The following is a 26,974-nucleotide window of genomic DNA, read 5'->3' as shown; positions in this document are numbered from 1 at the left end:
GGCCGGTGTGCCCGTCGCTGGAACGTGAGAGACGGAGGTGGCACATCCATGACCACAACGCTGACAACCGCTCGCTACGTGTTCGACTTCGCCGAAGGAAGCATGGACCAGAAGGACCTGCTCGGAGGCAAGGGCGCCAATCTCGCAGAGATGACCCGCCTGGGTCTGCCGGTTCCGCCCGGTTTCACGATCGGAACGACGGCCTGTCGTGCCTATTTGGAGAACGGCGATCTGCCGCTCGGTGTGGCCGAGGAGATCACCGCGCACCTCACTCGCCTGGAGGCGACCATGGGCCGTCGGCTGGGTGACCCGACCGACCCGTTGCTGCTGTCGGTGCGTTCCGGCGCGAAGTTCTCGATGCCGGGGATGATGGATACCATCCTGGACATCGGGCTCACCGACGAATCCGTCCACGGGCTGGCGAAGCACGCCGGTGACGATCACTTCGCGTGGGACTCCTATCGCCGGCTGTTGCAGATGTACGCGCGCACGGTGCTCGACGTACCGGACGAGCTCCTGCAATCGGCCGTGTCGACGGAGTACGCCCGTTGGGGAGTCGGGACACCGGAGGAGTTGCCGGCCGAGGCGATAGAACGTGCCTGTACGGCGTTGAAGCAGGCGATCGCCGACCACACCGGCCGGCCGTTCCCGCAGGACCCGGTGGAGCAGCTCGACCTGGCGGTTCGCGCGGTGTTCCGCTCGTGGTCGACGGAGCGGGCGACCCTGTACCGGCGCCAGGAGCACATCGCCGACGATCTCGGTACGGCGGTCAACGTGATGGCGATGGTCTTCGGCAACCGCGGCTCCGACAGCGGCACCGGTGTCGCGTTCACCCGCGATCCGGCGTCCGGCGCGACCGGCGTCTACGGCGACTACCTGCAGAACGCGCAGGGTGAGGACGTCGTCGCGGGCGTCCGCAATACCGTTCCGCTGGCGCAGTTGGCCGCGATCGACCCGGTGAGCGATGTCGAGCTGCGGACCGCGATGGCGACGTTGGAGCGGCACTACCGCGACCTGTGCGACATCGAGTTCACGATCGAGCGCGGCCGGCTGTGGATCCTGCAGACGCGGGTCGGGAAGCGGACCGCGGGCGCGGCGTTCCGGATTGCCGTCCAGCTCGTCGACGAGGGGCTCATCACGCTCGACGAGGCGTTGCTCCGGGTCGACGGCGCGCAGCTGAGCCAGCTCATGTTTCCACGGTTCGGCGAGCATCACGACGTACCGGTGGTAGCTCATGGCGTCGCTGCCTCGCCGGGGGCTGCGGTGGGTGTCGCGGCGTTCGATTCCGCTGCCGCTCGCAGGCTCGCTGATGAGGGCTGGCAGGTGATCCTCGTCCGCCGCGAGACCAACCCGGATGATCTGCCCGGCATGCTGGCCGCGGTCGGAATCCTCACCACCAGGGGCGGCAAGACCTCCCACGCGGCAGTCGTTGCTCGCGGGCTCGGCAAGACGTGTGTGTGCGGTGTCGACAGCCTGACCGTCGACCCGGTCGCTCGCCGGGCCGTCACGTCCGCCGGGGTTGTGATCGAGGAAGGCGACATGCTGTCCCTCGACGGTCTGGCCGGCGTTGTCTACCGCGGAGAGGTCCCGGTTGTCCCTTCTCCGGTCGTCGAGTACTTCGAGGGGCGTCTGGAGCTGTCGAAGTCTGACGATCTGGTACGGGCCGTGGATCGGCTGCTGCGTCATGCCGATGCGCGCCGTGTGCTCGGCGTACACGCGAATGCGGACACCCCGGCCGATGCCGAGCGCGCGCGCCGATTCGGTGCCGGAGGCATCGGTCTGTGCCGGACCGAGCACATGTTCCTGGGGGAGCGGCGCAAGCTGGTCGAGCGGCTCGTCCTCGCGGATGGTCCTTCGGAGCAGCAGGCCGCGCTCGAGGACCTGCTGCAGTTGCAGCGTGACGACTTCGCCGGGATCTTCCGTGCGATGGCCGGTCTGCCGGTGACGGTGCGGCTGATCGATCCGCCGCTGCACGAGTTCCTCCCTGATCTGACCGATCTGTCGGTGCGGGTAGCTGTGGGCCGGGCGACGGACACGCCGGATCCCGAGGCCGAGCGTCTCCTCGGGGCGGTGCAGCGGATGCATGAGAGCAACCCGATGCTCGGCTTGCGCGGGGTACGGCTGGGGATCGTGATCCCCGGGCTGTTCGCCATGCAGACCCGGGCAATCGCCGAGGCGGCGGCCGCGGTGACAGCCGAAGGGCTGGAGGTGCGACCGGAGATCATGGTGCCGCTGGTTGCCGGCGAGGCCGAGTTGCGGCTGGTGCGGGACGAGATCGAGAGCGTCCTGGCCGTTGTCGCCGCGTCGACCGGTCGGGTGGTCCCGACCCGGATCGGGGCGATGATCGAGGTACCGCGGGCAGCGCTCGGTGCCGAGCGGATCGCTCGGTGCGCCGACTTCTTCTCCTTCGGCACGAACGACCTCACGCAACTGACCTGGGCGTTCAGCCGCGACGATGTGGAGGCGTCGATCTTCCCGCGCTACCTCGACGCCGGGATCTTCGCGGTCTCGCCGTTCGAGTCGCTGGATGTCGAGGGCGTCGGCCGGCTCGTCCGGATCGCGGTCGCCGAGGGCCGCAAGGGCAACCCGGACCTCGTCATCGGCGTCTGCGGCGAACACGGCGGCGACCCGGCCTCCATCGCGTACTTCGCCGAAGCCGGCCTCGACTACGTCTCGTGCTCGCCGTACCGCATCCCGATAGCCCGCCTCGAATCCGGCCGCGCCGCCGTGGCCCCAACCTCATCGGGTAGCGACACCCGGTGAATGTTGCCGCCAGGCGGTCCTCCGGTCGTGGAGGCTTCTCGGGCTCATGATGGGGACGTGGCAGGAACCGAGTGGAACGAACTCAGTCCTGCGTGGCGGCGGGCGAGCATCGTCAGTGGTGCCTTCGACGGTGCATTCAAGCTCGCCGCCCTCGTCAACCGGGCGCGTCGTGCGGCCGCCGACGTCAGCGGACCCGAGGCGGCCTGGGCGGTCGCAACCACGCTCGTCAACTCGGTCGGTGCGATCCCGTTGCCTACCTTCGCTTGTGGCCGCGGGGCGCATCCAACGAGCTTCACGGTGTTGTGAGAGATTGGCTGGATGGCGACGTGGCGGGATGTCGAGCGGATTGCCGGGGGACTGACCGGAGCGAGGCCTGGGCATGCGCATGAGGGTTCGCCGACATTCGACGTCGGGCGCCATCCGTTCGCCAGATTGCGGTCGGATGACGCGGGGCGGGAGGTTCTGCAGTTCTGGAGTCTCGACCTGGATTCGAGTCTGGAGTCTCGACCTGGATTCGAGCGACGTGCTCGCTGACCGGTCCGACGTCTTCTTCGCCGTGCACACATTCAAGGTCAAGGTGTCAGTCTGTGCGTGGCTGGACCGTCTTGACGAAGACGAACTGGCTGAGATCCTTACCGATTCGTGGCTGGCCAGGCGTGGCGTCCGGATGTGATGGCTGCCATCAGTAGCCGCGCGGCCAACGATGAGAACCGTCGGCGCGCGCGAGCGCCAAGCATCCCCAGGTGTCCGGGTGTAGGGCCTGCAGATGTCTCGATAAGGGATGACGACGAACGAGCAGGCCATCCAAGTGAGCGTCCAGGCCGTGGGGAAGGGCCCGGCGGCGCGTGGGGGGACGCGCCAGGCCAGGGCCCTCCGGCATGCCCCAGAACTCTGAGCATATTCCGGAACCCGCCAGTCCGCTACCCTGCCGCAACGGCGTGCGTCGCTCAGACCGGCGAGGTTGTCCGTGGTCATGGTGCTAGCTCTTTCTGACGCCGCGCCTCCCATCGGCTCGAACTGCGCTGTGGATTCGCATCTCGCGATGGTGGTACGGCGTGGGATTCATCGAGACGCGCCGCAGTCAGGTCGATACTGTCGGTCGACGGGCGTGACGCGGGCGCCCGTCCTGAGATCAAGCCAGCATCCGACCTCGCCTCTGCATATCGGGAGAGACGCGCCGACCACCGGCCCGAGTCCCTGACCGACGTCCTGGATTGTCTGATCCCGGTTCTGCGGAGGCGTCGCGCGGGCGATCTTCGGGGCCATGGAATCTGGGAAGCCGAACGCAGAGATCGATGATCCGCGGGTGTGGTCTGCCCGGGAGGCCGAGGCGCTCGACGATGCTGCTTGGAGCATTCGCAAGCTGATCGGGATCGTCGATGAGGCGATCGATGCGGCTGGGGCTCAGTTGGCACGGTCGGCTGCGCTTTGGGCGGACTCGCCGACACCGTTCGACGAGCGTGATCGGCCCGTGAGACGTCCGCGTCCGCGGACGCCGCCCGCACAGTCGCTGCTGGAAGAGCCCGGCAGAGACATCAGCTTGACGTGATCGTCCTCGGATGGCGGATGTCCTTGAAGCCGAGTTCCAGGTTCTGCGGATCGTGTGGTCGAGGTGAGCCTCGTGGCAGTCAGTTGTGAGTGCTGCTTCGGAGGTCTTTGTGAGTTCTCAGGGTTTTGGGTTGTCGACGGAGGAGCGTCGACGGTTGCTGGAGGCAAATGCTGCGGCTGCGCAGTTCTTCCGTCGGGAGTTGCTTCGGGCTACGGATGGGTGGCACTTGGAGTATCTGAAGGCGCATGCGGCTGAGTCCGTGTTGTCGACGGAGTCGCCGTGGAAGGTGGGCTACGCACCGCGGACGTGGACGAATTTGGTTGATCATCTGCGGCAGCAGGGGTTCGCCTATGGGACGTTGGCTCGGGCTGGTCTGATGGCTTGGAGCGGGGATGGTCAGGCCACCGACAGGCATCGGGACAAGTTGATGCTGGTTGCGCGCGATCGCCGGCTGTCGGTGGTCGGGTTTGTTGGGATCGGGCCGGATGGCGAGGCGCGATCGGCGAGTCCGGTGACGATGATTCATCGACCGTCCAACGTGCTAGTGGGGATTGGCGAGCAGCGGAGTCTGCTGGCTGGTGGTGCGGTGCCGGTGATTGTTGATGAGCCGATGGATGCGATCGCTGTGTCGAACGCCGGCCTGGTGATGGATGGGCGGTGGGCTGGGATCCCGGTGTGTGGTGGTGGGCTGTCGACGGCCCAGTCCAGGACTTTGCGGGAGTTCAGTACGAGCGACAAGGCGGTCGTTGTCTTGGGCGGCAGCGAGGCGGAACGGAAGCAGGCGGCAGGGTACCTGCTGGACCTAGCGTTCTTCTTCGATCGGGTTCATACCGTTGCGTTGCCTCCTGGGCAGACGCTGGCGGAGGTGGCGCGAAGTAACTTCGGGGTCGAGCGGTTGAACGACTTGCTGGCAAGCTCGCGTCCGTTGATGACGTATCGGGCCAGCGGTCGTGGGTTCGTGGTGTCGCGGAGCGCCGACCCGGATCCGCCCGCTCCGGGGCTGGATCTCTGACTCCTGGAAGTCGTGATCAGGGTTCGATCGCCAGCGTTGTAACGGGATCTTCGAGGCCGGAACTGTTCGGCTTTGTTGGAGGTCTTGGTGAACGATCCTGGGTTTGCGAGTACGCCGGAGGAGCGGCAGCGGTTGCTGGCGGCAAACACTGCCGCCGCACGCTTCTTCCGCAGAGAGTTGCTGCGGGCAACGGACGGGTGGCCGTCGGGGTACCTGAAGGAGGCCGGTATCGAGCAGGTGCTGTCGACGGACTCGACATGGAAGGTCGGCTATGCCCCCGACACTTGGTCGAACCTCGTCGATCATCTGCAGTCGGAGGGGTTCAGCCACGCAACCATGGTGCGGGCGGGGTTGATGAGGTGGACCGAGGACGGCGACGCGGTTGATCGATATCGAGACGAACTCGTGCTCGTTGCCCGTGACCACAAGTTGTTGCCAGCGGGGTTCATCGGGATTGGTCCTGACGGTGGAGTCCGCTCGCTGACACCGGCGACTGCGGTGCACCGGTCGTCGAACGTGCTTGTCGGGATCGACGAGCAGATGGATCTTCTGCGTGGTGGTGCGATGCCTGTGATTGTTGATGATCCGGCGGGTGCGATCGCGGTGTCCGAGATGAGTCGGCAGTTGGATGGCCAGTGGGCTGGTATTCCGGTCTGTGGTGATGGGTTGTCGACCGCGCAGACAAGGATGCTGCGCAAGTTCAGCTTGACCGACTCGGTGGGCGTTGTGGTCGGCGGCGATGAGCGCTCACAGAGGCGCGCCGTTGGGTTCATCCCCGATCTGATGCTGCATTATGACCGGGTTCGCGCGGTCGCGTTGCCCGGCAGCCTGCGAGAGTTCACGTCTCTTGACTCTGCGCCGAAGCGCCTGCACGAGCTCCTGACCACGGTGCCTCCGACGATGAGCTATCGGATGGGCAGCGGAGTCGCGGCCGAGATTCATCCGGATCCGGATCCGCCCGACCGTGGGCTGGATCTGTGAATGGTCAGCTGCTCGAGGTACATCTGGCCGCCGCTGCGTTCTACCGGCAACAGTTGGACGACAGACCCGACGGCTGGGCGGCGCAGCACCTGCACGCCCGAGGATTGGTCGAGGTGTTGTCGCCGAGCCCGACCTGCTGGGTTGGGTACGCCCCGGACGGCTGGTCCCGGCTAGTCAGCCATCTGCGCCGGTCGGGTTATGACGATCGGTTGCTGGTGGCAGCGGGGCTGGCGTCGGTCACCAATAGCGGGTATCTGATCGACAGGTTTCGGGACCGGCTGATGTTCGCCGCCCACGACCTCGACCTGCACACCGTTGGGTTCATCGGTCGTGCCCAGAGCGGCCGACTGAGGTACTTGAACACGCCCACCACCGAGATCTACTCCAAGGCAAAGGCGCTGGTTGGCCTCGACCGTCAGGTGGAACGACTCCGAGCAGGCGCCGTGCCGGTCTTCGTGGAGGGGCCGATGGATTCGGTCGCAGTCAGCCTGTCGGGGGAGGAGTGGGTCGGTGTGGCGTGCTGCGGTACGGCGCTCTCACCCGAGCAGGCGCTCATGGCCAGGAAGTACGCGTGGACAGGTGCAGTCATTGTTGGATTCGATGGAGATCTGGCAGGTCGAACGGGCGCTCTGCGGAGTCTCGAGGTCCTGTCCGATCTATTCGACGAGGTGCTATTTGCGCGGCTGCCGGATCGGCAAGACCCGGCGGCCTTGTACTCGGTCGATCCTCGGCAGCTGAGGGCGGTGCTGGGGTCGGCTCGTCCGCTGGTCGACTTCGCGATCGAGGTCGAGCTGGAGAGGTGGGACAAGGTCTTGGATCACCTCAGCGGTCAGGTGAACGCGGTCCGGGCTGTCGCGCCGCTGGTGGCGAGCCTTCCGCCGACTCGGGTGGCCGGCGAGATCGCCAAGCTCGCACAGGCCGTGCATCTCGACGAGCAGCTCGTGTCGACCGAGGTGGTGGCGGCTGTCAGTCGATGTCGAGATCGCCGCCCTCGGAGTCGGCGACGTCCGTCGACCGGCGTGGTCGATGCAGGCGCCGATCCGGCGGACTATTCCCGGAGTCCTTGATTCCGGGATCCAGGTTCTGGATCGCGGTGCTGGACAGCAGATTGTGGGCATGGACGTTGACCTGGAGGTACTGATCGCCGACGCAGAGCGGTCCGGGTGGGCAGCAGGCCCGTCACGCCGGCTGGCGGACGGGATTGAGGCTCGGATCGTCGTACCGCTGTCGAGTCGGCTCCGCGCAGCGCTCGGTCATGACGAGGCGGCACAGCTCGCGCGGGTGATCGCGTGGGAGCGGTGCCTCGAGTTGGCGGACGATCCGCCCGAGGGCGGGGTCTCGTGGGGATACCTCGCGAACCTGGTCCGCTGGCGATTGCAAGACGCGGTACGCGCGGAGATGGTTCGACGTCGGCGTCACCCGCTAACCCAGCAACTGCCGGACGGCGAGGCCGCACACCGGCCGGTACTGGGCCAGCACCTGGATCGGATCGCACTGGAGTTGACTGGTGAGGGACTTGCGCTCGCCGTCGGTCGGCGCCTCATCAGGGCCGCGGCCGACGGACCACCGTTCTACCGCGCGGGGATAGTTGCTCGGGTTCGCCGAGCTGGTGCGACCAGAACGCAGGCGGAAGCCTTTGCTTGGTTGCTTCGAGGCGGCGCGAGCCAGACCTCAGCGCTGGCGAGGCTGGCGCTCGGCGAGTCCGGGGAGACGGTCTTTGGCGATCCGGTCGTACGCCGTTGGATTCGGGCCGCGTCGGGTCGTGACCAGCGGTTTTTCGGAGAACCAAGCCGCCGCGGCCACCGCCGAGCGGCTGGCCTCGAGTGGCTGCGAGCCGCCTGACGAAAAGTCTCCAGGCCTCAACCGTTGAGGCCCGTTATGACGCACAACTTCCACGAAGTACCCCGCCATCACTGGCTTGTCCGGTACTACCGCGCGCAGCTCAGGTTCACCCTGCACGTCCTCGGTGCGCTGTGGCTGGTCCCGCGACCCGTCGCGGCCGCCGGCTTCGCGTGGCTGCGCCGTACAGAAGCCCCCAAGAGAGGAACCACTGTGAAGTCATCGAGCCGGTCCAAGATCTTGGTACCGGTCCTGATCGTCGCCGGCGTGGTCGCGCTGATCTTCATGCTCATTGCCCGCTGGCACAGCCCGGACGCGAAGTCCGGTACGCCGAACTCCCACGGCACCACGATCCCGGGCGAGCCTGCAGTGCAGTTGGAGGCATGGCGGCGTCCGACGACGACAGACCCGCAGGAGTTCGCGATCGCATATGCCCGGGCGATCTGGACCTACGACACCAGACAGCACAGCTACGTCGACTGGCAGAACGCTGTCAGCGTGTACGCCGACCCGTCCTCGGCCGCACCGCAGGTCGCGAAGAGTCTGCTGCCGCAGTGGGCGGACTGGGATCAACTACAGCTGCACAAGGCCCGCGCCACCGTCGGAACCGTGACGGCGGAGATCACGCCTGAGCTCGAGGCGATGGTGAACCGCAGCCAGGCCCCCAAGGGTTGGCACGCGTACGTTGTCCACGGCAAGCAGACGGTCGTGATGGACACCGACACAAGGTTCCTCGAACGGCAGGCCGCGGTAGCGGTCGTCTGCACGCCGACCTGCAAGTTCTGGTCTGCCACAGCGCAGGTGTCGCCGTGATCGTCAAGGTGACGCTGGCCGCGGCGCTGCTCGCCGGAGGCGTTGGCCTGATGGCACCGATCGCCCTGGCAGCCAGCGGCACAGACACCTGTGCTGCGACGCCCACCTCTGCGACGCCGACCGACTGTAAGCCTCCGGTCCGCACCCGTGGCGGTGCGCTCCCGGGTGCGGACGAGGCAGTAGCTCGTGCGCTGCGGTTGGTCGGCAGTCACGGCTACTACCAGCTGTGCGCCCGCCTGGCCGCGAACATCTGGGGCCGGCCACGCGCAGGCTACTTGTCGGCTGCCGAGCAGTGGCACGAGATGGTTACCACCAACCACGCTCATCCCAGCGATCGTCAGCCACCTGCTGGTGCGCTCGTGTTCTGGGCGACCGGTGGACCGTACGGCCACGTCGCGGTGTACGTCGGCAACGGCCGCATCGTCTCGAACGACATCGGCGACGCCGTCGCCGGCGAAGGCGGCGTGTACCTCGTCGACTTCGGTCTCATCGAATCCCAGTGGGGCGCCACTTATCTCGGCTGGGCATCACCCATCTACTCAACTACCTGAAGGACATCGACGTGTTCAGATGCAGTGCATCGATGCGGCAGCTGGTCATCATGCAGGACCCGGGCGTCAGCCCGAACGCCAGCGGTCTGCCAGGGCTGCCGGAGGTACGGACGCTGGCCGGTGCGACGATCACGTTCGCGCTCGTAGCTTGCGTCGTCGCGCTGATCATCTCGGCGGCTGCATGGGCCTTGGGCAACATCAACAGCAACCCGCACGTCGCCAGCAAAGGACGAGTCGGCGTCCTGGCGTCGCTTGGTGCCGCGATCTTGATCGGCTCGGCCAACAGTCTGATCCGCTTCTTCAGCGGCATTGTCATCGGCTGACGGCGGATAGCTGATGTCTTGGATTCAATGCCTCTTCAATCCAGGTGCCTGCGCGGTCTCGGCGGGCACGGACGCGATCACCGATTCGGTGTGGGACTCGTTCGTGAGTTGGCTGGCCAAGGGGCTGAGCCAGATGACGACGTACGTGTTTCAGAGCTTCAGCGACAGTACGACGCCAGACTTCAATCAGAAATGGTGGACGGACAACCTCGACCTCGTCGTCTCCATCTCACTGCCACTGCTCGTGATCGCGTTCGTGATCCAGTGTGCTTCCGCAGCGATTCGACGGGAACCTGCCCGGCTGGGGCAGGCGGTATTCGGAGCTCTGCTCGGTACGGCCGGCGTCCCCTTCGCCGTTGGCATCGTGGGAGCGTCTGGTCAGGCGGTCGATCAGATGGCAACCGCCATTCTTGGGAACCCCAGGACCAAACCGGGCTTCGAACGGATGCTGGACGTCACGGCGCTGCTCAGCGTTGGGACCCTTGGTGGGTTCCTGGCTGTCGCGGTCGTGTTCGGTCTGATCGCGACCGCCTTGCTCTACTTCGTGATGCTGATCCGCCAGGTCGCGCTCGTCGCCTTCGTTGTCTTTGCCCCGATCGCATTGGCCAGTTGGACGTGGTCGGCGACCAGGCATTGGTTGCGGCGGTGGATCGAGGTCGTCGGGGCGTTGCTGTTCTCGAAGGTCGCGATGGCTGTTGTGTTCACGCTGGGGTTGTCAGCCACGGGCGCAGCAGACAACCCGGCCGACGCGAGTATCGGGACGTTCCTGACTGGAGTTCTGCTGTTTGCAATGGCCGCCTTCGCGCCACTGGCGACGTACTCCTTCATCCACTGGGCAGGGGACCAGGGGCACACCGCAGTCCATGCGTTGCAGCAGGGAACGGCCGGTGCCTCCGCGGTCAAGGAACGGATGGAGCAGGCGCAGCAGTGGGGTGCGCATCACTTTGGTGGCTCGGGCGGGAAGGACGCATCGGGGCCAGTAGTTGGCGAGAGCAAGGACTCGCGGGACGAGAAGTCGGCTGATGCATCGGCGGCCAGCGATGCGGCGTCGCAGGGGCAGCTCGGCGGTGTCGACGGAGCGTTCTCCGCGCCGACCGGATCGCAGACTGCACCGGCTGGCGAGGGTTCGACGGCCACCGCGGTCGCGACGAGCCAGGTGTCTGTTGATGGCTCCGGAGGGCCTGGAGAACAGTCCGATGGCCGTCGCGATACCCAGGGCGGTGGACAGGAATGACGAGTCCAGAGACGTTCTCGACGCGGTTCCCTCGACCCGAGCGGCACGCCGTACTGCTCGGACTGCGCCCGATGCAGGTCGCGCTGCTGCTGACCGCCGTCCTGTTAGCGGCGCTGGCGATCGCTACACAACTGACCCCATTGGCGAAGGCGGCTGGGTTGGCGATGGCTCCGGTCTGCATCGCGGCCGCCTTTGCTCGAGCTGAGGAGTTGCCGGTGTACAGATGGCTCTTGCTGAGGGCCGCACATGGTTGGCGATCGCTGCGCGGGCAGCAGTCCTACCGTGCACGCGTCATGGAGCCGCGTAAGCATGGACGCCTGCAGTTGCCGGGTGAGAGCGGCGCGTTGCGGATCATGACTTCGAGCACCGGGCTTGGTGTCGTTCACGATCCGCGCAGTCGACGCTTGATCGCGGTTGCCCGGATCGAGGGGCCGGCGCATCTGTTGCAGAACGCCGATGAGCAAGATCGGCGGGTCGCGGCGTACGGGCGTCTGATCGCCGGCCTATGCCAGGGCAACCGGATCGCACGGGCACAGATTCTCGAGCGCACGCTCCCGGACCCCGGCGACGAGCTGGGGGAGTGGGCCAAGAAGCGCAAGGTAGACCCTCGGACTACAGCCGGAGCGATGTACACCGAATTGCTAGGGCGCGCGGCACCCACCGCTGCCCGGCACGAGACTCTCTTCAGCTTCGCGGTGAATCTCGACGCGGTGTCGCGCGAGGTGCGCAAGCACGGCGGCGGCTTGATCGGCGCCACGGCCGTGCTCGAATCTGAGGCGCGCGCGTTCCAGACCTCGCTCGCCGCGGCTGGCGTGGCTGGTGCGTGGCTGAGCGCCGGAGACCTCGCAGCGAGTCTGCGGGTCGCATTCGATCCGGCCGCGACGCGCACCCTTCAGAAGCCGATGGCACTCGACGCGGTGGATGCAGGTCCGTTCGCAGTGGACGCGGGATGGGATCAGTTGAGAACCGACTCGTCATTGCACAGGGTGTACGTCATCACGGAGTGGCCGCGGATCCGGGCGACTCCGTCGTTCCTGAGCCCGTTGCTGCTGAAGCCAGGCATTCGCCGTACCTTCACCCTGGTCATCGAGCCGATCCCGATGGCCAAGGCGCTGCGGGACGCACGGCGTCATCAGGTCGAGCGCATCAGCGATCGGGCCACACGCAATCGGATCGGGCAGCTGGAGACCGAGGAAGACCGCCAGCTCGATGCTGACGTGGCACAGCGGGAGCGTGACCTGGCCGCCGGCCACGGTGATGTGCGCTGGCTCGGGCTGGTCGTCGTCTCGGCCGATTCAGAGGATGCGTTGGACGACGCGTGCATGGAGGTTGAGATCGCAGCGGGTCAGGCTCTACTCGACCTGCGGCGGTTGGCCGGCCAGCAGATGGAAGGCTTCCTGGCTGGTGCGCTGCCTTTCGGGGTCGGGCTCTGATGGCGCGGCACTCTGTGTATTTCGAAGAGGACGGCGCCGACCGAGCGACGAGGCGTGCCAACCGGCAGACGGCGTACCTGGCACCTCGTAAACCGCGTCCGAGTGTGATCGAGGGGGAGTCCGGCACAGGGCGCGGTCGACGACTCCTTGTGGACACCCACCGTGCCACGACCAGGGTGCTTCGGGTCGCCTACCCGTTCCTGGCCGAAGGCGGGTTGGGTGCCGATGGCACCTACATCGGCTCCGACGTCTTCAGCGGCGGATCGTTCGTCTACGACCCCTGGGTGTTCTATCAGGACCGCGTCATCACTAACCCGAACGTCTTGCTGGCCGGGGTGATCGGCAGCGGCAAGTCGTCGACGGCCAAGGCGCTCATCACCCGTTCCATTGCCCTCGGCCACAAAGCGTACGTGCCCTGTGACCCGAAGGGAGAGTGGACAGCAGTCGCCGAGGCGATGGGCGGCGTCACCATCAAGCTTGGACCAGGACTCCCCACCCGACTCAACCCACTGGATGCCGGCCGCAAACCGTCCACGGTCGATGCGGACGAATGGCAACGGATCGTCTGGTCACGCCGTCGAGCCCTGCTAGGAACACTCGCCGAATCGACCCTCGGCCGTCCGCTGGCCGCGGTGGAACACACCGCGCTGGACCTCGCGCTGGAGACCGTGTCCAGCCAGGTCGCGTCGCCGACAGTCCCGGATGTCGTGGTCGCTCTCTTCACCCCAGACTCGGCCTTCGCACGACGTGCCGGTCTGCAGACAACGAGCCTGACCGACGATGGCCGGCAGGTCGCCCACGCGATCCGCCGGCTGGTGCACGGCGACATGTCCGGGATGTTCGACGGCCCCTCTACGACGGAGTTCGACCCAACGCTGCCGATGGTCACCCTCGACTCCTCATGGCTCGGAAGCGGCGGCAACGACGAGGCGCTGCGCCTGACCCTTGCGTGCGCATCGTCGTGGTTGGAGTCCGCTGTCGCCGACCCAGCAGGTGGCAACCGCTACATCGTCTACGACGAAGGCTGGCGAGTAATGCGTGATCCCGCGCTGCTTCGCAGGATGCAGGAACAGTGGAAGCTCTCGCGCGCCTGGGGCGTGTCCAACATCCTCATCGTGCATCGCCTGTCCGACCTCGCCGCTGTCGGTGACCTTGGCTCCGAAGCCCGTGCTCTGGCCGAAGGCCTGCTGGCGGACTGTTCGACCAGGATCATGCTCCGCCAGGAGCCCGACCAGCTCGCCCGAACGGCGAGCCTCCTCGGCCTGACCGACGTCGAGATCGCGACCATCGGCAAGCTGCCCAAAGGTCGGGCGTTGTGGCGGCTACCCAACCGGTCCTTCGTCGTGCAACTGGTCCGCCATGCCCGTGAAGTCGAACTCTTCGACACCGATGCCCGGATGTAGAGGCAATGAACCAACGACCACCCCGAGACCTCACCGACATCCTCTTCATCGGTGCCGGGATCCTCTTTTGCACGACAGGCGTCCTGTACCTCGCCGGCGGCCTCGCATGCCTCCTCACGATCGGCCGGTGGCCCAAGTCGCCATGGATAGACGCACTAAACGTCGTGCTGCATCCGGGCAACCCAGCGGTCGCGTTCGGGCTCCCTGCCGCGCAGTTAGGGCCCGTGCCCTACTGGACAGCCCTGGCCGGCGTTGTTGCCTTGCCCATCGTCGGCGGTCTGCTCGGTGCGCGACTGTTGCAGGGTCGCCGGTCAACCCACGCGAATCGCCGGCGCGCGCTCGCGCTACGCCCTGGTCTGGCGACAAGCGCTGAGGTCGAGTCTGCGGTCGGGCGCCGACAGGTCGTACGGCGAGGGCGTACCGCCCGCCCGCAAGCACCCACCCGATCGCCCGGCGAGGTCGGAACACTTCTCGGCCGGTCCCACGGACATGATTGCTGGGCGTCCGTCGAGGACTCCCGCATCGATGTCGGTCCACCGCGATCCGGCAAGGGGCTCCACCAAATCATCGGCGGGATCATCGATGCTCCCGGTGCCGTCGTCACCACGTCGACCCGTCCCGACAACCTCGCTGCCACCCTTGAGCTCCGTCAGGGGATGGGTCCCGTTGCCGTGTTCGACCCTCAAGGCCTTGGCCGTGTCGAAGGCATCCGCTGGTCACCCGTCCGCGGATGCGAGAACCCCACCACCGCGATGGTTCGCGCCAGCGGGCTCGCCGCCGGTGCCGGCTTCACCAAAGGCGGCGTCACAGACGGAGCGTTCTGGCACGGCCAGACCGAGATGGCACTCCGTGGACTCCTGCACGCCGCAGCTCTCGACGACTGCGGCATCGATCAGCTCTACCGGTGGAGCCTCGAACCAGCCTCCGCAACAGAAGCCGTCACCATCCTCAACCGCTCCGACGAGGCCGCCGAAGGCTGGGGCGACACCCTCGACGGCATCGTCCGCATGGACGGCCGCACCCGCGACGCCATCTGGGCCGGCGTTCGCTCAGCCCTGTCCGCCCTCGCCGACCCTGCCGTACGACGCTCCTTCGACCCACCGCCCGGCGAAGGACTCGACCCCGCCTCATTCATTCGCGAACGCGGCACCATCTACCTGCTCGGCACCGGAGCCGGCGCCAGCGCCACCTCGGCCTTCATCGCCGCCCTACTCGAAGACATCACCGAGTGCGCCCGGCAACTCGCGGCCCACAACCCCGGCGGCCGCCTCGAGCCACCGCTGGGCCTGGTCCTAGACGAGATCGCCAACCTCTGCGCCGTACCGTCCCTCCCCGGGCTCATGGCCGACGGCGGCGGCTCCGGCATCTCCACCCATGTGGTCATCCAGTCCCTGGCTCAGGCCCGCGAGCGCTGGGGCGAACAAGCCGCAGCGGCCATGTGGGACGCCGCAACCCTCCGCCTCATCCTCGGCGGTTCCGCCCAACCCCGCGACCTCCAAGACCTGGCCGCGGTCTGCGGCGAACGCGACGAAGAGATCCGCAACTGGAGCCGCGGCCCCGACGGCGGCCGAACCACGTCCACCAGCACCCGCCGAATCCCTATCCTCCCGCCCGACGTCATCCGCACCATCCCCTTCGGCACCGGCATCCTCCTCGCCCGGACAGCCCCGCCCATCCTCCTCACCATGACTCCTTGGACCGACCGACCCGACGCCGACCAGATCCGCGACAGCATCGGCAAGGCCATCCTCCGATGAACCCCGACGACGAACTCGCCAGAGCACTGGCGTTCACCCCGCCCACTGACCCGTATGTCGTTTGCTGGCGCGATCTAGACCCCGCTAGTACCAGCGAAGAACTAGAGCACCTCGGCGAATGGGTGTCCTGGGCAACTACCCGCTACAACCTCGACCACAAAGTCATCCCACCGTGCTGGCACCACCACGGCGCCATCGTCGAGGAACTCTCCGCCCTACGTACCTTCTGGGAATCCTGTTACCAAGACGACGCCGCCTCCACAGACCCTCTCGCCTTCCACCGAGACCTAACCCTCGCCCTCCGCCGACTACGCGAGTGGAGCTCACATCTAGGCTGTAGCCGCACTGCGCACCGTCCCGAGAGCGAAAGTTCCGGATGATGATTGATGCGCGCGTCAGCGTCCTGCATTCTCCTGGAGAATTCCTCGATGGCTGCTAGGCAGCAGCGATGACTTTGGAAGCCCTCGTCAGGATCGGTAGAGGCCGTCGTCGCCGGTCGTCTGGCGGCCTGGGTCCGAGCTGACTGGTGTGATGGTGATGTCGTAGTCCTCGCTGGGTTCCCAGACGACCGCGTCGTAGTGGGTCGTGCGACCGCGTGCGAGGACGCGGACCAGGTGGAGTCCCGGGTCGGTTGGTGTGTAGACCGGGTACGCCGGACTTTCGCCCATCAGCGGAGCGAGGTACAGCTCCTCGCTGATAGGTATCGCCAATTCCTCACCCACTTCCCATCCACCGCCGGCGGTTGCGAGGTCTGGGAGCGATCCGGCTCCGATCCGGACCGTCACTCTGACTGGCCCGTCGGCGCAGCCGGTACGGACGATCACCGCTGACGGTACCTGCGGGTCAAGCGCGAGCACCGGTCCGACTGTGGAGGGATCGAAAATAGGGCTAGCGCCTCCGACCACCAGAAAGAACTGGTGGTAGGAGACCTCGATCTGGTAGGTCGAATCCGTCACTACACGAACTCTATCTGGAACGGATCGTTGGCCAGCATGCGCTGCGCCCGGTAGAAGTTGACCAGGTATGCCCCTGCTGAGCCGTTCTGCGTTTCATTGATGAAGCAGCGGCTGAAGCCACTCGGACCAGTGCGCTCGGGGTCATCCATCTCGCAGCCTGGGAAGCTGCGTGGGGTTGGATCGCCGCTGGTGTAGGCGCCCTCATAGGTACTGCGGAACGGGTACTCGTCGCACTGCTTCTGTGCCGGCCGGGGAAGACTCTGAGGACAAGCGGTGTCCCCGTTCTTCCTCGCGACCGACGGCGAGAAGACTTTGTGGAGGTAGGTCGTGGAGCCTGCCATACCGGGCAGTCCGGACAGCAGTGCTCGTTGCACGTGGTTGTTGAATTCCGCATTGACGGCCAACGAGAAGGACATTGTGGCGGGTACGTTCGGGAACACGCAGTTGGCGGCGCTCCCACCGTAGGCGTTGTCGCAGCGTGAGTCGGCGGTGTAGAGATCGACCGACGTCGTCGTGATCCATTGCGGGTTGCTGAAGGTGACGTGCCACTGGCCGAAGACGTGTTCGCGCCAGGTGTTCGATGCCATCGGTGTGGCCGACAGGGTGGCTGATCCACGCCAGTATGAGGCATTGACCGCAGCATAGGAGACGCTCGAAGCGGCGCAGTCCGTGGCGCACGGCACGAAGGTTGCGGTGCTCCCGGTCGGCCGCCCGACCGGAGTCGTCGACGACCGAACAGTGACGTCGACGGGGACGCTCCAGTTCGGAGCGGTGGTGCTGGCGAGCATCTTGTTGGCCGCGTGCATCACCGAGCGACCCGTCTCTTCGCCAGTGTTCACATCGACGACGGTGATCAGGAAGGCGACATGGTCACAGGCGTTGCGTCGGTCGAGTGCGATCCAAGGCGTCGTGTTGGTGAGGGCTGGATTGCACGTATCGGGCCAGGTGACGGCCTGTGGCGTAGGCATGACCTCGATTCCCGCGCAGTTTGCCTTCGGCGGCATCTTTACCTGCCTGGCGCGGACTTTTTCGGCTAGTGCACGGCAGTCGGCAGGCGTCTGCGACGCCTTTGCTGACGCCGCGGGGGGCAGGACTCGCGAGGGCTCCGGTCGTGGACTCGCGTACTGCTTGGCAACGGGTGTTGGGCTTGAAGAAGCACCCGGTGGGTGGGTTGAGGGTGATGGCGGCACAGCAAAACTGTGCAGTGTCGATATGCTGGTCAACGCGAGCGATGACAATGCAATGGCAACTTTTCGGCGCACGTCAATTCCTCCCCAGATAGAAACGTGCCGGGCCGCCCTCCCGGTGAACCTACTTAGGATGCAACCACTCGTCGCGGACCGCGACAAGCGCAATGGATTGCAACAAACTGCAATTTCGCTGGTACTCGGCGACGTAGGAAATCGAGCCCCCGGCGTGCAGCAAGAACACTCGAAGCCACTGGAATTCACGGCGGGCGCAAGCGTATGGCGGCCTTGAACGCAGGATCAGTCTCCGCATCGTTGCCGGGATCGGACTGTCAGGACATCGTGACGACCCGCGCGCCAGGGACAGCTTCGAAGCCTTGAAACCCAGGGGGCGCGGTAGCCGAGGTGCGCAAGATGTTCGCCCGGAGTACCGGCCATGCACTTGGACGGAGAGCGGTGACTTCATGCCGGTGCTGGTTGTCCGGACTTGGCTTGCGGTTGCGTCGTTGCGCGTCCACGTACACATCCATGCCGTCCTGCCGGGCCGGTGGTGGAGGTTGTCGAGCTCGGCCGCCGAGACACATTCGGAGCGGAGGCGATGAGTGCACTCCTGAGGACGATCTCACCTCCATGAGGAGCCGCATGCCGTCGTTCATTGCAGTGGATCTCGGTGAGAACGCGTGGAAGATCCGTCCACGACACTCTCGGCGCCAGGGGGCTCGGTCGTCATCCCGTCATGCGCGACCGCATGGACATCGCTTGGCGATGTCTGCGTCGTCTTTTGAAGCAAACTGATGAGTCGAGCGTGATGATGTCCCTGTACGACGTCATGTCTGGGGGATTCACCAAGGGGTGTACTGCTCTGAATGTCGTACCGCTCTCGATAGGCAGCGACCTCGCGAACCAAGGATTCGTCGCCCGGTGCACAGACTCCAGCCTGCATCCACCGGTACCAGGTCGCCTCCTCGATCGCAGCATTCGTTGCCAGCCAATCGGCACGTTGGACGATCTGGGACTCGAGCACTCGAAGCGGAGTAAGCAAGGTCGGATCGACGTAGTTGCTCGCGGGCGAGATCAGTCCCGCGAGCAGCCTCGGTTGGTGACCGGTACGGCGAATCGCTCTCGAAACAAGGCGTGTGACTCTCGCATGCAGCACTGCTGCGATGTCGTCCGCGGTCGCCATCGAGGACTGTGCCACTGCCTGGCGAACGATCTGCGGAACACTCAGCTCAGCGCCCTCGGCTCGTCGGAGTTCGGCTATGACTGCGCCGTAGGCAGGGGATGCCTGGAGTGCCGCTTGGTCCGTCGTGTCCAGTCCACTGGCGGCGATGGCCTGCTGATAGCGGGTACGGGCATCGAGCTGACAGAGATGTTCGTGGATGGGCACTAGGCGGTCGAGGCGAGTCGCCTTGTCGAGCTCCTGGCGAAGGATCTCATGGGCTGATTGCTCGACGCCCGGGTCCTTGAGGACGGCCTCCAGAACGTCTTGCATGGTCTGTTCGGAGTGCGGTTCGTGGAGGTCGGCAGCGGCTTGGTGGGTTGCGACATAGGCATTGTTGCTATGGCGGCCGCGGGTCATGCCTACGTAGAGAAGTGCTCGGGTGAGCTGTTCGGCGACGAGCAGATGGGCCGTGTCGACTGTTGCGCCCTGAGCGCGGTGAGCGGTGGTCGCGTACGCAAGCTCGACGGATTCCACGACGTAACTGCTGGGCAGAGTGACGGTGCTGCCGGTGCGGTTCTGAATGGTGAGGGAGCCGTCGGGCCAACGATGGACGACAGTCCATCGGTCTCCGTTCTGGACGAAGCCGGTCTTGCCGTAGTGGAGGCGGCGGTTGTTGAGGCGGGTGACGATGTGGTCCCCGAGGCCGACATGGTTGCCGTTGTGGAGTTCGATGCCGTCGGGTTCGACTTCGCCGGTGGTGATGCGGTCGAGGCGGGCGCGAGCGTTCAGTCGGGCGACGGTGTCGTTGTCGGCGGCGATGAGGAGGCTGGTTCGGCCGGCTCGGGTGTCGGTGAGCCAGGCCTTGTAGGCGGCGTCTTCCATCTGATCGGATGAGCCGGCGTTGAGCCGGTTGTGGTCGTCGTACGCATCGATGGCGGTGAGGTCGCCGCGGCGGAGAGTGAGGCTGGCGTCGCGTTCCCAGGGGTTGGTGAAGCGCCAGACGTCGGTGAGTTCGGCGGCTTGGGTGTCTTTCGCGATGAGGCGGAAGGCGCCGCCGGTGTCGGCTGCGGAGAGTTGGGCGTCGTCTCCGACGAGGAGGAGTTTGGCGCCGGCAGCGTTGGTTGCGCGGGCAAGGGTGGCGAGTTCCATGGTGGAGGCCATCGAGGCTTCGTCGACGATGACGAGTTGGTTCTTGCGGAAGGTCCAACGATCCTGTTCGGCGCGGAGGGACGCGAGTTGGACGGCGAGACGCTGGTGGCGGTGCCTCCGGCGGGTTCGGTTGGCGAGGTGAGCGGCGTACTCGGTCTGCTGGATCTGTTCGCGGCGCTGTTCGGCGCCGAGGCCGGCGGACTCGTAGATCCATTTGGCGATGTTCTCGGTTGGGATGCCGATTGCGTCCGCGAGGACGGTCGAGGCTGCTGAGGACGGTGCGAGTGCGATGATCGAGCCATCGCCGTGGGCGGACGTCCAGTTGCTGGTGAGGGCGGCGAGCAGCCTCGTCTTGCCTGTTCCGGCTGGGCCGATCAGGGCCTCGAGTTTCTGGCCGCTGGTCGTGATGCGGCGTAGGGCCTTGAGCTTGTCTGGGCTGAGATCCGCCGTCTGGGATGTACAAATGGTTGGTCCGGAGACGTCATGGGCAAGGTCGAGCAGGAGTGCCTCTGCGCCGAGGATCACCGGCGAGGTGTAGATCTCGCCGTTGTGGATCGTGAAGACGCTCTCGCCGTTGGATCTCGTGATCGGGATGGACACAAGTTCCGGCGCGGTGAGGCTGATCGAGTGCTGTTCAGCGCTCTTGAGGATTTTCTCGAGTACTGCGAATCGTTCGTCGGCTGAGGTCAGCCGGAGCAGTCGGGTCTGGCGGGCTGCCTCGGCGAGGAGGTTCCAGCGCGTCCAGGTCGCGCGTTTGGTTTGCAGCGTGAGTACTGTCGCGGCGCCGTATGCTTCGATGGTCTGTGGGCTGAGGTCGGCCGCAGTCAGGGGGCGGCTGCCGGCCTGTTCGAGCGAGTGCTGGATGGCCGCAATGGCGTCGTGGCCGATGACCAGTTCGGCGCGAGTTCGCCATCGGGTCATGAGCTCGGACAGCGGCTTGGCGAGGTGCTTGGGTGGGCGATTCATCAGCGTGGCCTGCTGCCGAAGCACGTAGATCTCGCGCCGGCTGGGTGGATGGATCGGGTCTCCGCGTTCCTCGAGAAGTGCGCTGAGGTTGGCTTCGATCTGCTCGGTTCTGGCAGAGAACTCCACGATGAGCTCGTCCGGTACGGCGGCGATCTCGAAGGCAGGATTGCGCTGGGAACCGCGTTCGCGAAGCTCCCAGTCGACACCGAGACGCCGGGTCAGGTTGTCGGCGAGGAAGACGTTGTGGATTTCAGACATGGTCACCGCGGCGCGATACAGGACCCGGCCGTCGAGCGTCCGCCAGGCTGCGTCCGGACCTTGTACTCGGTTCGCGACGATGACATGGGTATGCAACTGAGGATCGCCACTCCGGGTGTCCCAGTGGTCGAAGGCAGCGCCAATCAGACCGCGAGTTTCGACCTGAGCGATGCCACCCGGCCCGGTCCTGGTGAAGGCAGCATGTTGCTCGATCAGGTCGAGAACATCGTGGACGGACTCATGGTGGGCGGCGACGATCTGCTCTTGTACGCCGACGTCACCTGTTGCCCAGAGCGCCGAAACAGACTTGGCGGGGGAGAACGTCAGGTCGAATCCGGCCACGGCCTGCCTCGACTTCTGCCGCATCTCCTCCCGCCGAATCCTGAAGAGTGCGTCGCTGCGACCTATCTCGTCGAGCGTGGGATCCAAGGTGGCGATCCTATCCCGAATGCGTTCCGAAGGACTCTTGTAGACGGGGTGAGGTCGACCGAGCGGTTGGCCAGTCGTGGGGTCCTGGGCACGTCCGAACAGAGCTGCCATCTGCGCTTCGGTGACCTCTGTTCCAGGCAAAAGCCGGCCGCCCGGAAGTCCGTCGAGACCGCCGCCGATCCACCGGCCAGCTGGGTATCCCGACGCGCTGTAGTACGCCGTGAGCGGCGTCGCCATCCGGCGATCCACATCGCCCGAGGCGACGTGCCGTAGGAGGTACTTGTAGCCATCTCCAGCAGTCAGCCGATGGATGCTCAGCATGATCGCCGCCCCGACAAGTCGCCCATACAGGCTCAACGGCCAGCGCACATCAGCTCTCGATCCACGTGTCCCGCAAGCGCCTGTTGGCGGAGGGGTCGTATTCAGGTTGGGTTGAGTTCGGGTCAGTGTGCGCGGTCGGCGATGTAGCCGGTCCAGTCGCGTGCGGCGAGCTTGGCCCAGTCGGCGGCGGTGCTGTCGGGGATGCCTAGGAGTTCTGCGAGTACTGGGGCGGGCATTTCGCCGGCGAGCTGGAAGAGTGCGGCTTTGCGTGACTCGTAGGGTTTGATGCCGATGGCCACGAGTTGGGCGCGGATGTTCTCGGTCTGGAGGTGGTGTCCTGGTGTGCCGCCGGGGAGGAGCCATTGGGTGCCGCGGGAGGCGTAGAGGCTTTTGCCTCGCTGTTGCAGGTGGTCTCGGATGATCTGGTCGACGACGGTGGGCATCTGGACTGGGATGGTGCTGAACGTGACGTCGACGCGGCCGTCGGCGTGCATGGTGATCTGGTTGGTGCGCATGGCAACGATGCGTGAGAGGGGTTGTGCGAACAGCAGGGTGAAGAGTCCGCCGAGTCGGGTGTAGCTGCGCAGGGTCTGGTCGTGGAGCAGGCGTTCGACGTGCTGCCAGCGCTCTTCATCGGAGATGCTGACTGTGGGTGGTCCGGCGGGGACATAGGGGATGCGCAGCCGAGTGTTGATCCGGCTGCGGCGCAGCCAGGTGATGAAGGTGTATTCCGAGGCCAGGCTGACGGTGTGGCTGATTTGGTAGCGCTCCAGCAGATCCTGGGTGGCGGTGGCCGCGGTGGCACCGTGTGCGTGGAGATAGGCGAGAAAGCGGATCGCTGCGGAGATGCGGTCGCGGGCGCCGTCGGTCATCGTCTTGGTGAGCTCTCCTTGGCGGGCCATGTTGCGGAGGTGGCGCAGCACGTGCCAGTGGGCGAAGCGTCGGACCAGGTCGGCGTGGTCAGCGTGGTCAGGGGTGAGCGGGGCGAGTTTCTGGTCGAGCCAGGGCGGGATCCGCTCGATCCGTGGCTCGTAGGCGGGCAGCACGCCGACCGAGGCGAGGAGCTCACGCAGGTAGTTGTGGACCCGGTCGCAGGGCAGTGCGCGGAAGGTGTCGTGGCTGATCTCGAGCTCACCGCGGGCCATCTGCCCCAGCAGTTGTGGGCCGATGCCGGGTTGCTTGCGCAGCCACCAGATCCCGGTCTGAGGCCGTTCGGAGTTGACCAGTTCGTCGAACACCGGCCGCAGCCGCGTGTGGATCTGGCCGGTGCCGGGGTCGGTCAGGAGTTCGGTGAGCCGTTCGCGCAGGAAGCAGCGCGCGCAGCGGGTGGCGCCATATGGATGGTCTTCTTGACCGCACTCGTGACAGGCGAAGACCGACTCGGCGCCGGCGCAGGACGCGCAGACAATCCTCTCGTCGCCGTCGCCGTCGCCGTCGCCGTCGCCGTCGCCGTCGCCGTCGCCGTCGCCGTGTTCGCTGTCGTTTGCACGGTCTGTGGATTTGGTGGACTGGTAGGCGAGTGGGCGGGTCGTGCCGCAGCCCGGGCAGGGTCGGGGGTGGTAGTGGCGCCGCCGGCGACAGGCCTTGCAGATCCAGGCGTGTGGCAGCCGGGTGTGGATGCTAGGGCTGCCGCAGTCGAAGCACGAAGGCTCACTCATCTGCTGCTCGTCTGCTTGCTCGTTTATCGGTCGCCGGGCCGGCGGACGCGTGCACGGATCGGCCGCAGGTCACCGATTCCAGGCCCTCCATCAGGTCCGGCCTGGCCGACCGCGGGTGACTGACGGATCTGCTCCTGACGCACCTCGAGCAGATCGTTCGGGGTGCAGTCCAAGATGTCACACAGCGCCGCGAGCAGGTCGACGTTGATCCGTTGCGGGGTCTTGGTGACGACCCGATGCACCATCTGCCGGGAGATTTCGACACCTCGCTGATGCAGCGGCTCCGCCAGATCGGTCGTGGCGAACATGCCGTTCTCGGCCATCACCTGGCGCAGATTCCACCGGATCACCATCCTCACGCCCTCGCTCATCGTCATCCTTCCTCCCGGCACTCGGTGTCGTCCTGGCTAGTGGTGTGCGTTCCGTTGCTGGTGTTTGTTCCGTAGACCCGCTGGAGCGCGGCCTGCAGGGTCTTGGTTTTGAAGTCGTTGGACACCGAGGTGTAGATGGGCCGTGGTCGAGGCGTAGGAGTGGCCGACCTGTTCGGTGACGAACCGCTCGGGGTAGCCGAACTCGATCAGGTGGGTCACGTAGGAGTGCCGCAGGCAGTGCAAGGTCAGGTCGGCCGGAAGCCCTGCCTGGGCGCGCAGGAACGCGAACCTTTTGTCGATCGTCTTGGCCGACACCCGCTGGTTGCGTTCGGTCAGCCACAGCTCCTGGCGTGGTCCGGGGCGCAGTAGCGGACGGGCCTGGTCGACCCATTGCCGCAGCCCGTCGATGGCCCAGTCGAACTCCGGGACGGCCAGCACCGTGCGGCGTCGGGGTGCGCTGCCGCGGCTGGACTTGGCATAGCGGACGTGCACCGCACCGAAGGTTCCCCACTGCGGCATCCGCGGGTTCGGGCGCAGGTCGGCGACGTCGAGGAAGCACAACTCGCGCCGGCGCAGTCCGAACGCGTAGGCGGTCTTGACCATCTGCGCGTCCCTCATCGCCGCCAAAGCGCCCTTGCGGCCGGACCGGGCGACGACCTCGACCCGGGAGTCGAGGAAGTCGAACAGCGTCTGCAACTCGTCATAGGTGAACGGCCGGCGCTCGGGTCTGCCCTCGTAGTCGACCAGGTGCGCGGCGGTGTTGTAGTCGTGGCAAACCTGCGACGGGATGGCCCCGAACCGCTCCTCGCACTGCCCGACCCAGCCGTATCGGCCGTCTAGCAGGTAGTCGCAAAACAGCCGCAGCGTCAGGTGATAACCGCGGATCGTCGACGGCGCCAACCGGTCATCACCCGCCATCAGGCTGGCCGTGAAATCCTCCACATCACCGGCCGTCCAATCCCACGGATGCGATCCGGCGAACTCGCCGAATCGCCGCACCAGCGACAGTCTCGGATCGATCGTGGCATCGGCCAGCAACCGCGACGTCTGCTGCCTGGCCCACCCCGACAGCATCGCCTCGAACACCGCCGACGGCTCGTCCAGATGCACCACACCGGGCGCCAGCACCAGATGCGCAGAGCCCGGAACACTCACGCAGACACCCCAAAGGTCGTCAACTTAGATGCGACAATGACAACCGGAAGTTACCAGTTCTGGACGCCCAACCCCACCACCAGCGCAGTCCCGGCGCGCCACGAAATCCCGGCAAAGCACTCGCCCTGTGCACTACCGGAATCGGTCAATTCTGAGTTGATTCGCGGCCTTCGCTCCTTAGGTGCAAGATGTGTAACGGCTTGCGACTTCGTCGCTGCGGCGGTGGATGAGAATCGGGGTGTGCCGTCCGGTGACGTCGGGACACACTGGTGCGGGTGAGCCCGTAGATGTGTAAGGCGCGGGGTCTTCGGGTGCCGGTGGATTGTTGCTGCGAGCACGTGGGTCTGTGTCCTGGCAGAAGGTCCTCCGGACGGCGCGTAGCCGCGGGTGTCGTGGGTCGGGTCGAGTCCGGAAGGGAGTCTTCGATGGAGGTGTTGTTCGAGCGGGTGGCGGGTTTGGATGTCGGCAAGGCATCGGTCACCGTTTGCGTGCGCGTTCCGGGTAAGCGGCAGGGGAGCAGGTCGTCGCAGACGCGGACGTTCAAGACCACGATCGGGTCGTTGCGGGTGATGCGTGACTGGCTGGTCGAGTGCGGTGTGACGATCGCGGCGATGGAGTCGACGTCGACTTATTGGAAGCCACCGTTCTATTGCCTCGAGGAGGCGATGGAGGTGTGGTTGCTGAACGCCGCGCATATGAAGGCGGTGCCGGGTCGCAAGACCGATGTGCGTGATGCGGAGTGGATCGCGCAGCTGCTGGAGCACGGGTTGTTGTCGCCGTCCTTCGTTCCGCCGCCGCCGATTCGTCGGTTGCGAATGCTGACCCGGTATCGGGTGCAGTTGATGGGCGATCGGACGCGCGAGGCCGTTCGGCTGGAGTTGATGCTGGAAGACGCCTCGATCAAGCTGTCGACGGTCGCGTGGTCGGTGACGACGGTGTCGGCGCGGGTGATGTTGCGCGCGATGATCGACGGCGAGCGCGACCCGCTGGTGCTGGCCGAGATGGCCAAGGGCAAGATGCGCTCGAAGATCCCGGACCTCGCCCAGGCACTCGAGGGGCACTTCGACGACCACCATGCCCGGATGGCCGGCGCGATCATGGATCGTCTCGAGTTGGTCGAGCACGCCCTGGCCGATCTCGATGAGGCCATCCGGGTCGAGTGCCGGCCGTGGGCGCACGAGATGGAGTTACTGCAGACCATTCCCGGTGTTGGGGAGAAGGTCGCGCAGGTCATCGTTGCTGAGACTGGCGCGGACATGTCGAGGTTCGGCTCGGCGGCCAAGCTTGCGGCCTGGGCCGGGGTCGCGCCTGGGGTCTATGAGTCGGCAGGCAAGCGCACCCCGACTGGGAAGCGGCACGGGAACAAGTGGCTGACCGCGATGCTGGTCGAGGCTGCTGGCTCAGTCAGCCGGATGCACGGCAAGAACTACCTCGCCGCGCAGCACGCCCGGCTTTCCAGACGCCGCGGCGCCGGGCGAGCACAGATCGCTGTCGCGCACTCCATCCTGGTCGCCGCTTTCCACATGCTCAGCAACGACGAGCCCTATCGCGATCTCGGTGCGGACTGGCTCGCCCGCCGCAACGACGAGGCCCACACCCGCCGGCTTCTCGCACAACTCGAAAGACTCGGACACACCGTCCAACTCGACCCCGTCGCATAACTCCAGCCACATAAAGCGTGTCGGGCAAAGCCCGACGCGCTGA

Annotated in this window: 21 protein-coding genes; 15 read left to right on the top strand and 6 right to left on the bottom strand. The window is 66.0% G+C overall.

Annotated features, from left to right (window positions below; translation table 11 throughout):
* Positions 1-48: 48 nt before the first annotated feature.
* The 14 genes from ppdK to OHA18_RS41455 all read left to right on the top strand — a co-directional run bounded on the left by ppdK (position 49) and on the right by OHA18_RS41455 (position 15,658).
* Positions 49-2,763 (top strand): pyruvate, phosphate dikinase, encoded by a 2,715-nt coding sequence (ppdK, locus tag OHA18_RS41520; RefSeq protein ID WP_329000907.1) that lies wholly within the window; start codon positions 49-51, stop codon positions 2,761-2,763.
* A 57-nt stretch (positions 2,764-2,820) separates the two neighbouring features.
* Positions 2,821-3,069, top strand: coding sequence for a hypothetical protein (locus OHA18_RS41515; RefSeq protein ID WP_329000906.1), 249 nt, complete (start codon positions 2,821-2,823; stop codon positions 3,067-3,069).
* 958 nt (positions 3,070-4,027) lie between these two features.
* Positions 4,028-4,312: a hypothetical protein gene (locus tag OHA18_RS41510; RefSeq protein WP_329000905.1), complete on the top strand. Its 285-nt coding sequence runs from the start codon at positions 4,028-4,030 to the stop codon at positions 4,310-4,312.
* Between the two features lie 85 nt (positions 4,313-4,397).
* Entirely contained in the window at positions 4,398-5,324 is a 927-nt protein-coding gene (locus OHA18_RS41505) for a hypothetical protein (protein ID WP_329000904.1), read from the top strand.
* Between the two features lie 87 nt (positions 5,325-5,411).
* Positions 5,412-6,305: a hypothetical protein gene (locus OHA18_RS41500; protein WP_329000903.1), complete on the top strand. Its 894-nt coding sequence runs from the start codon at positions 5,412-5,414 to the stop codon at positions 6,303-6,305.
* Positions 6,302-7,372: a toprim domain-containing protein gene (locus tag OHA18_RS41495; protein ID WP_329000902.1), complete on the top strand. Its 1,071-nt coding sequence runs from the start codon at positions 6,302-6,304 to the stop codon at positions 7,370-7,372. Before OHA18_RS41500 ends, OHA18_RS41495 begins: the two co-directional genes overlap by 4 nt.
* Positions 7,373-7,421: 49 nt before the next feature.
* Positions 7,422-8,147 carry a hypothetical protein gene (locus OHA18_RS41490; RefSeq protein ID WP_329000901.1) on the top strand — a complete coding sequence of 242 codons (726 nt, stop codon included), beginning with the start codon at positions 7,422-7,424 and terminating at the stop codon, positions 8,145-8,147.
* Between the two features lie 36 nt (positions 8,148-8,183).
* Positions 8,184-8,957 carry a hypothetical protein gene (locus OHA18_RS41485; protein ID WP_329000900.1) on the top strand — a complete coding sequence of 258 codons (774 nt, stop codon included), beginning with the start codon at positions 8,184-8,186 and terminating at the stop codon, positions 8,955-8,957.
* Positions 8,954-9,508 carry a CHAP domain-containing protein gene (locus OHA18_RS41480; protein ID WP_329000899.1) on the top strand — a complete coding sequence of 185 codons (555 nt, stop codon included), beginning with the start codon at positions 8,954-8,956 and terminating at the stop codon, positions 9,506-9,508. The genes OHA18_RS41485 and OHA18_RS41480 overlap by 4 nt, the downstream gene beginning before the upstream one ends.
* Before the next feature lie 32 nt (positions 9,509-9,540).
* Positions 9,541-9,831 (top strand): DUF6112 family protein, encoded by a 291-nt coding sequence (locus OHA18_RS41475; RefSeq protein ID WP_329000898.1) that lies wholly within the window; start codon positions 9,541-9,543, stop codon positions 9,829-9,831.
* A gap of 13 nt (positions 9,832-9,844) precedes the next feature.
* Complete coding sequence (locus tag OHA18_RS41470) at positions 9,845-11,065, top strand: hypothetical protein (RefSeq protein ID WP_329000897.1); 1,221 nt, start codon at positions 9,845-9,847, stop codon at positions 11,063-11,065.
* A gap of 71 nt (positions 11,066-11,136) precedes the next feature.
* Positions 11,137-12,498 carry an SCO6880 family protein gene (locus OHA18_RS41465; protein ID WP_442914361.1) on the top strand — a complete coding sequence of 454 codons (1,362 nt, stop codon included), beginning with the start codon at positions 11,137-11,139 and terminating at the stop codon, positions 12,496-12,498.
* Positions 12,499-12,647: 149 nt separating this feature from the next.
* Positions 12,648-13,901 (top strand): ATP-binding protein, encoded by a 1,254-nt coding sequence (locus OHA18_RS41460; protein ID WP_329000895.1) that lies wholly within the window; start codon positions 12,648-12,650, stop codon positions 13,899-13,901.
* Between the two features lie 224 nt (positions 13,902-14,125).
* The gene (locus OHA18_RS41455) at positions 14,126-15,658 is read left to right on the top strand and encodes a type IV secretory system conjugative DNA transfer family protein (protein WP_329000894.1); all 1,533 of its coding nucleotides are present in this window, start codon (positions 14,126-14,128) and stop codon (positions 15,656-15,658) included.
* Positions 15,659-16,125: 467 nt separating this feature from the next.
* Here the strand turns inward: OHA18_RS41455 and OHA18_RS41450 are convergent, their stop codons facing one another.
* The 6 genes from OHA18_RS41450 to OHA18_RS41425 all read right to left on the bottom strand — a co-directional run bounded on the left by OHA18_RS41450 (position 16,126) and on the right by OHA18_RS41425 (position 25,270).
* The gene (locus OHA18_RS41450) at positions 16,126-16,380 is read right to left on the bottom strand and encodes a hypothetical protein (RefSeq protein ID WP_329000893.1); all 255 of its coding nucleotides are present in this window, start codon (positions 16,378-16,380) and stop codon (positions 16,126-16,128) included.
* Positions 16,381-16,613: 233 nt separating this feature from the next.
* Positions 16,614-17,618, bottom strand: coding sequence for a NucA/NucB deoxyribonuclease domain-containing protein (locus OHA18_RS41445; protein WP_329000892.1), 1,005 nt, complete (start codon positions 17,616-17,618; stop codon positions 16,614-16,616).
* Positions 17,619-18,453: 835 nt separating this feature from the next.
* Positions 18,454-22,134: a MobF family relaxase gene (mobF, locus tag OHA18_RS41440; protein ID WP_329000891.1), complete on the bottom strand. Its 3,681-nt coding sequence runs from the start codon at positions 22,132-22,134 to the stop codon at positions 18,454-18,456.
* 74 nt (positions 22,135-22,208) lie between these two features.
* Positions 22,209-23,744, bottom strand: a complete 1,536-nt coding sequence (locus tag OHA18_RS41435) for a hypothetical protein (RefSeq protein ID WP_329000890.1) — start codon at positions 23,742-23,744, stop codon at positions 22,209-22,211.
* Positions 23,745-23,767: 23 nt separating this feature from the next.
* On the bottom strand, positions 23,768-24,115 hold the full coding sequence (locus OHA18_RS41430) for a helix-turn-helix domain-containing protein (RefSeq protein WP_329000889.1): 348 nt from the start codon (positions 24,113-24,115) through the stop codon (positions 23,768-23,770).
* 36 nt (positions 24,116-24,151) lie between these two features.
* A complete protein-coding gene (locus tag OHA18_RS41425) occupies positions 24,152-25,270 on the bottom strand; it encodes a tyrosine-type recombinase/integrase (RefSeq protein ID WP_329000888.1) in 1,119 nt (372 codons plus the stop codon).
* A gap of 425 nt (positions 25,271-25,695) precedes the next feature.
* Between OHA18_RS41425 and OHA18_RS41420 the strand changes: the two genes are divergently transcribed.
* A complete protein-coding gene (locus OHA18_RS41420) occupies positions 25,696-26,931 on the top strand; it encodes an IS110 family transposase (RefSeq protein ID WP_329000887.1) in 1,236 nt (411 codons plus the stop codon).
* Positions 26,932-26,974: the final 43 nt, after the last annotated feature.

The sequence above is a fragment of the Kribbella sp. NBC_00709 genome (assembly GCF_036226565.1).
Lineage (GTDB): Bacteria > Actinomycetota > Actinomycetes > Propionibacteriales > Kribbellaceae > Kribbella.
Note: the sequence above shows the minus strand (reverse complement) of the source record. Positions and strands in the feature narration are given on the sequence as shown.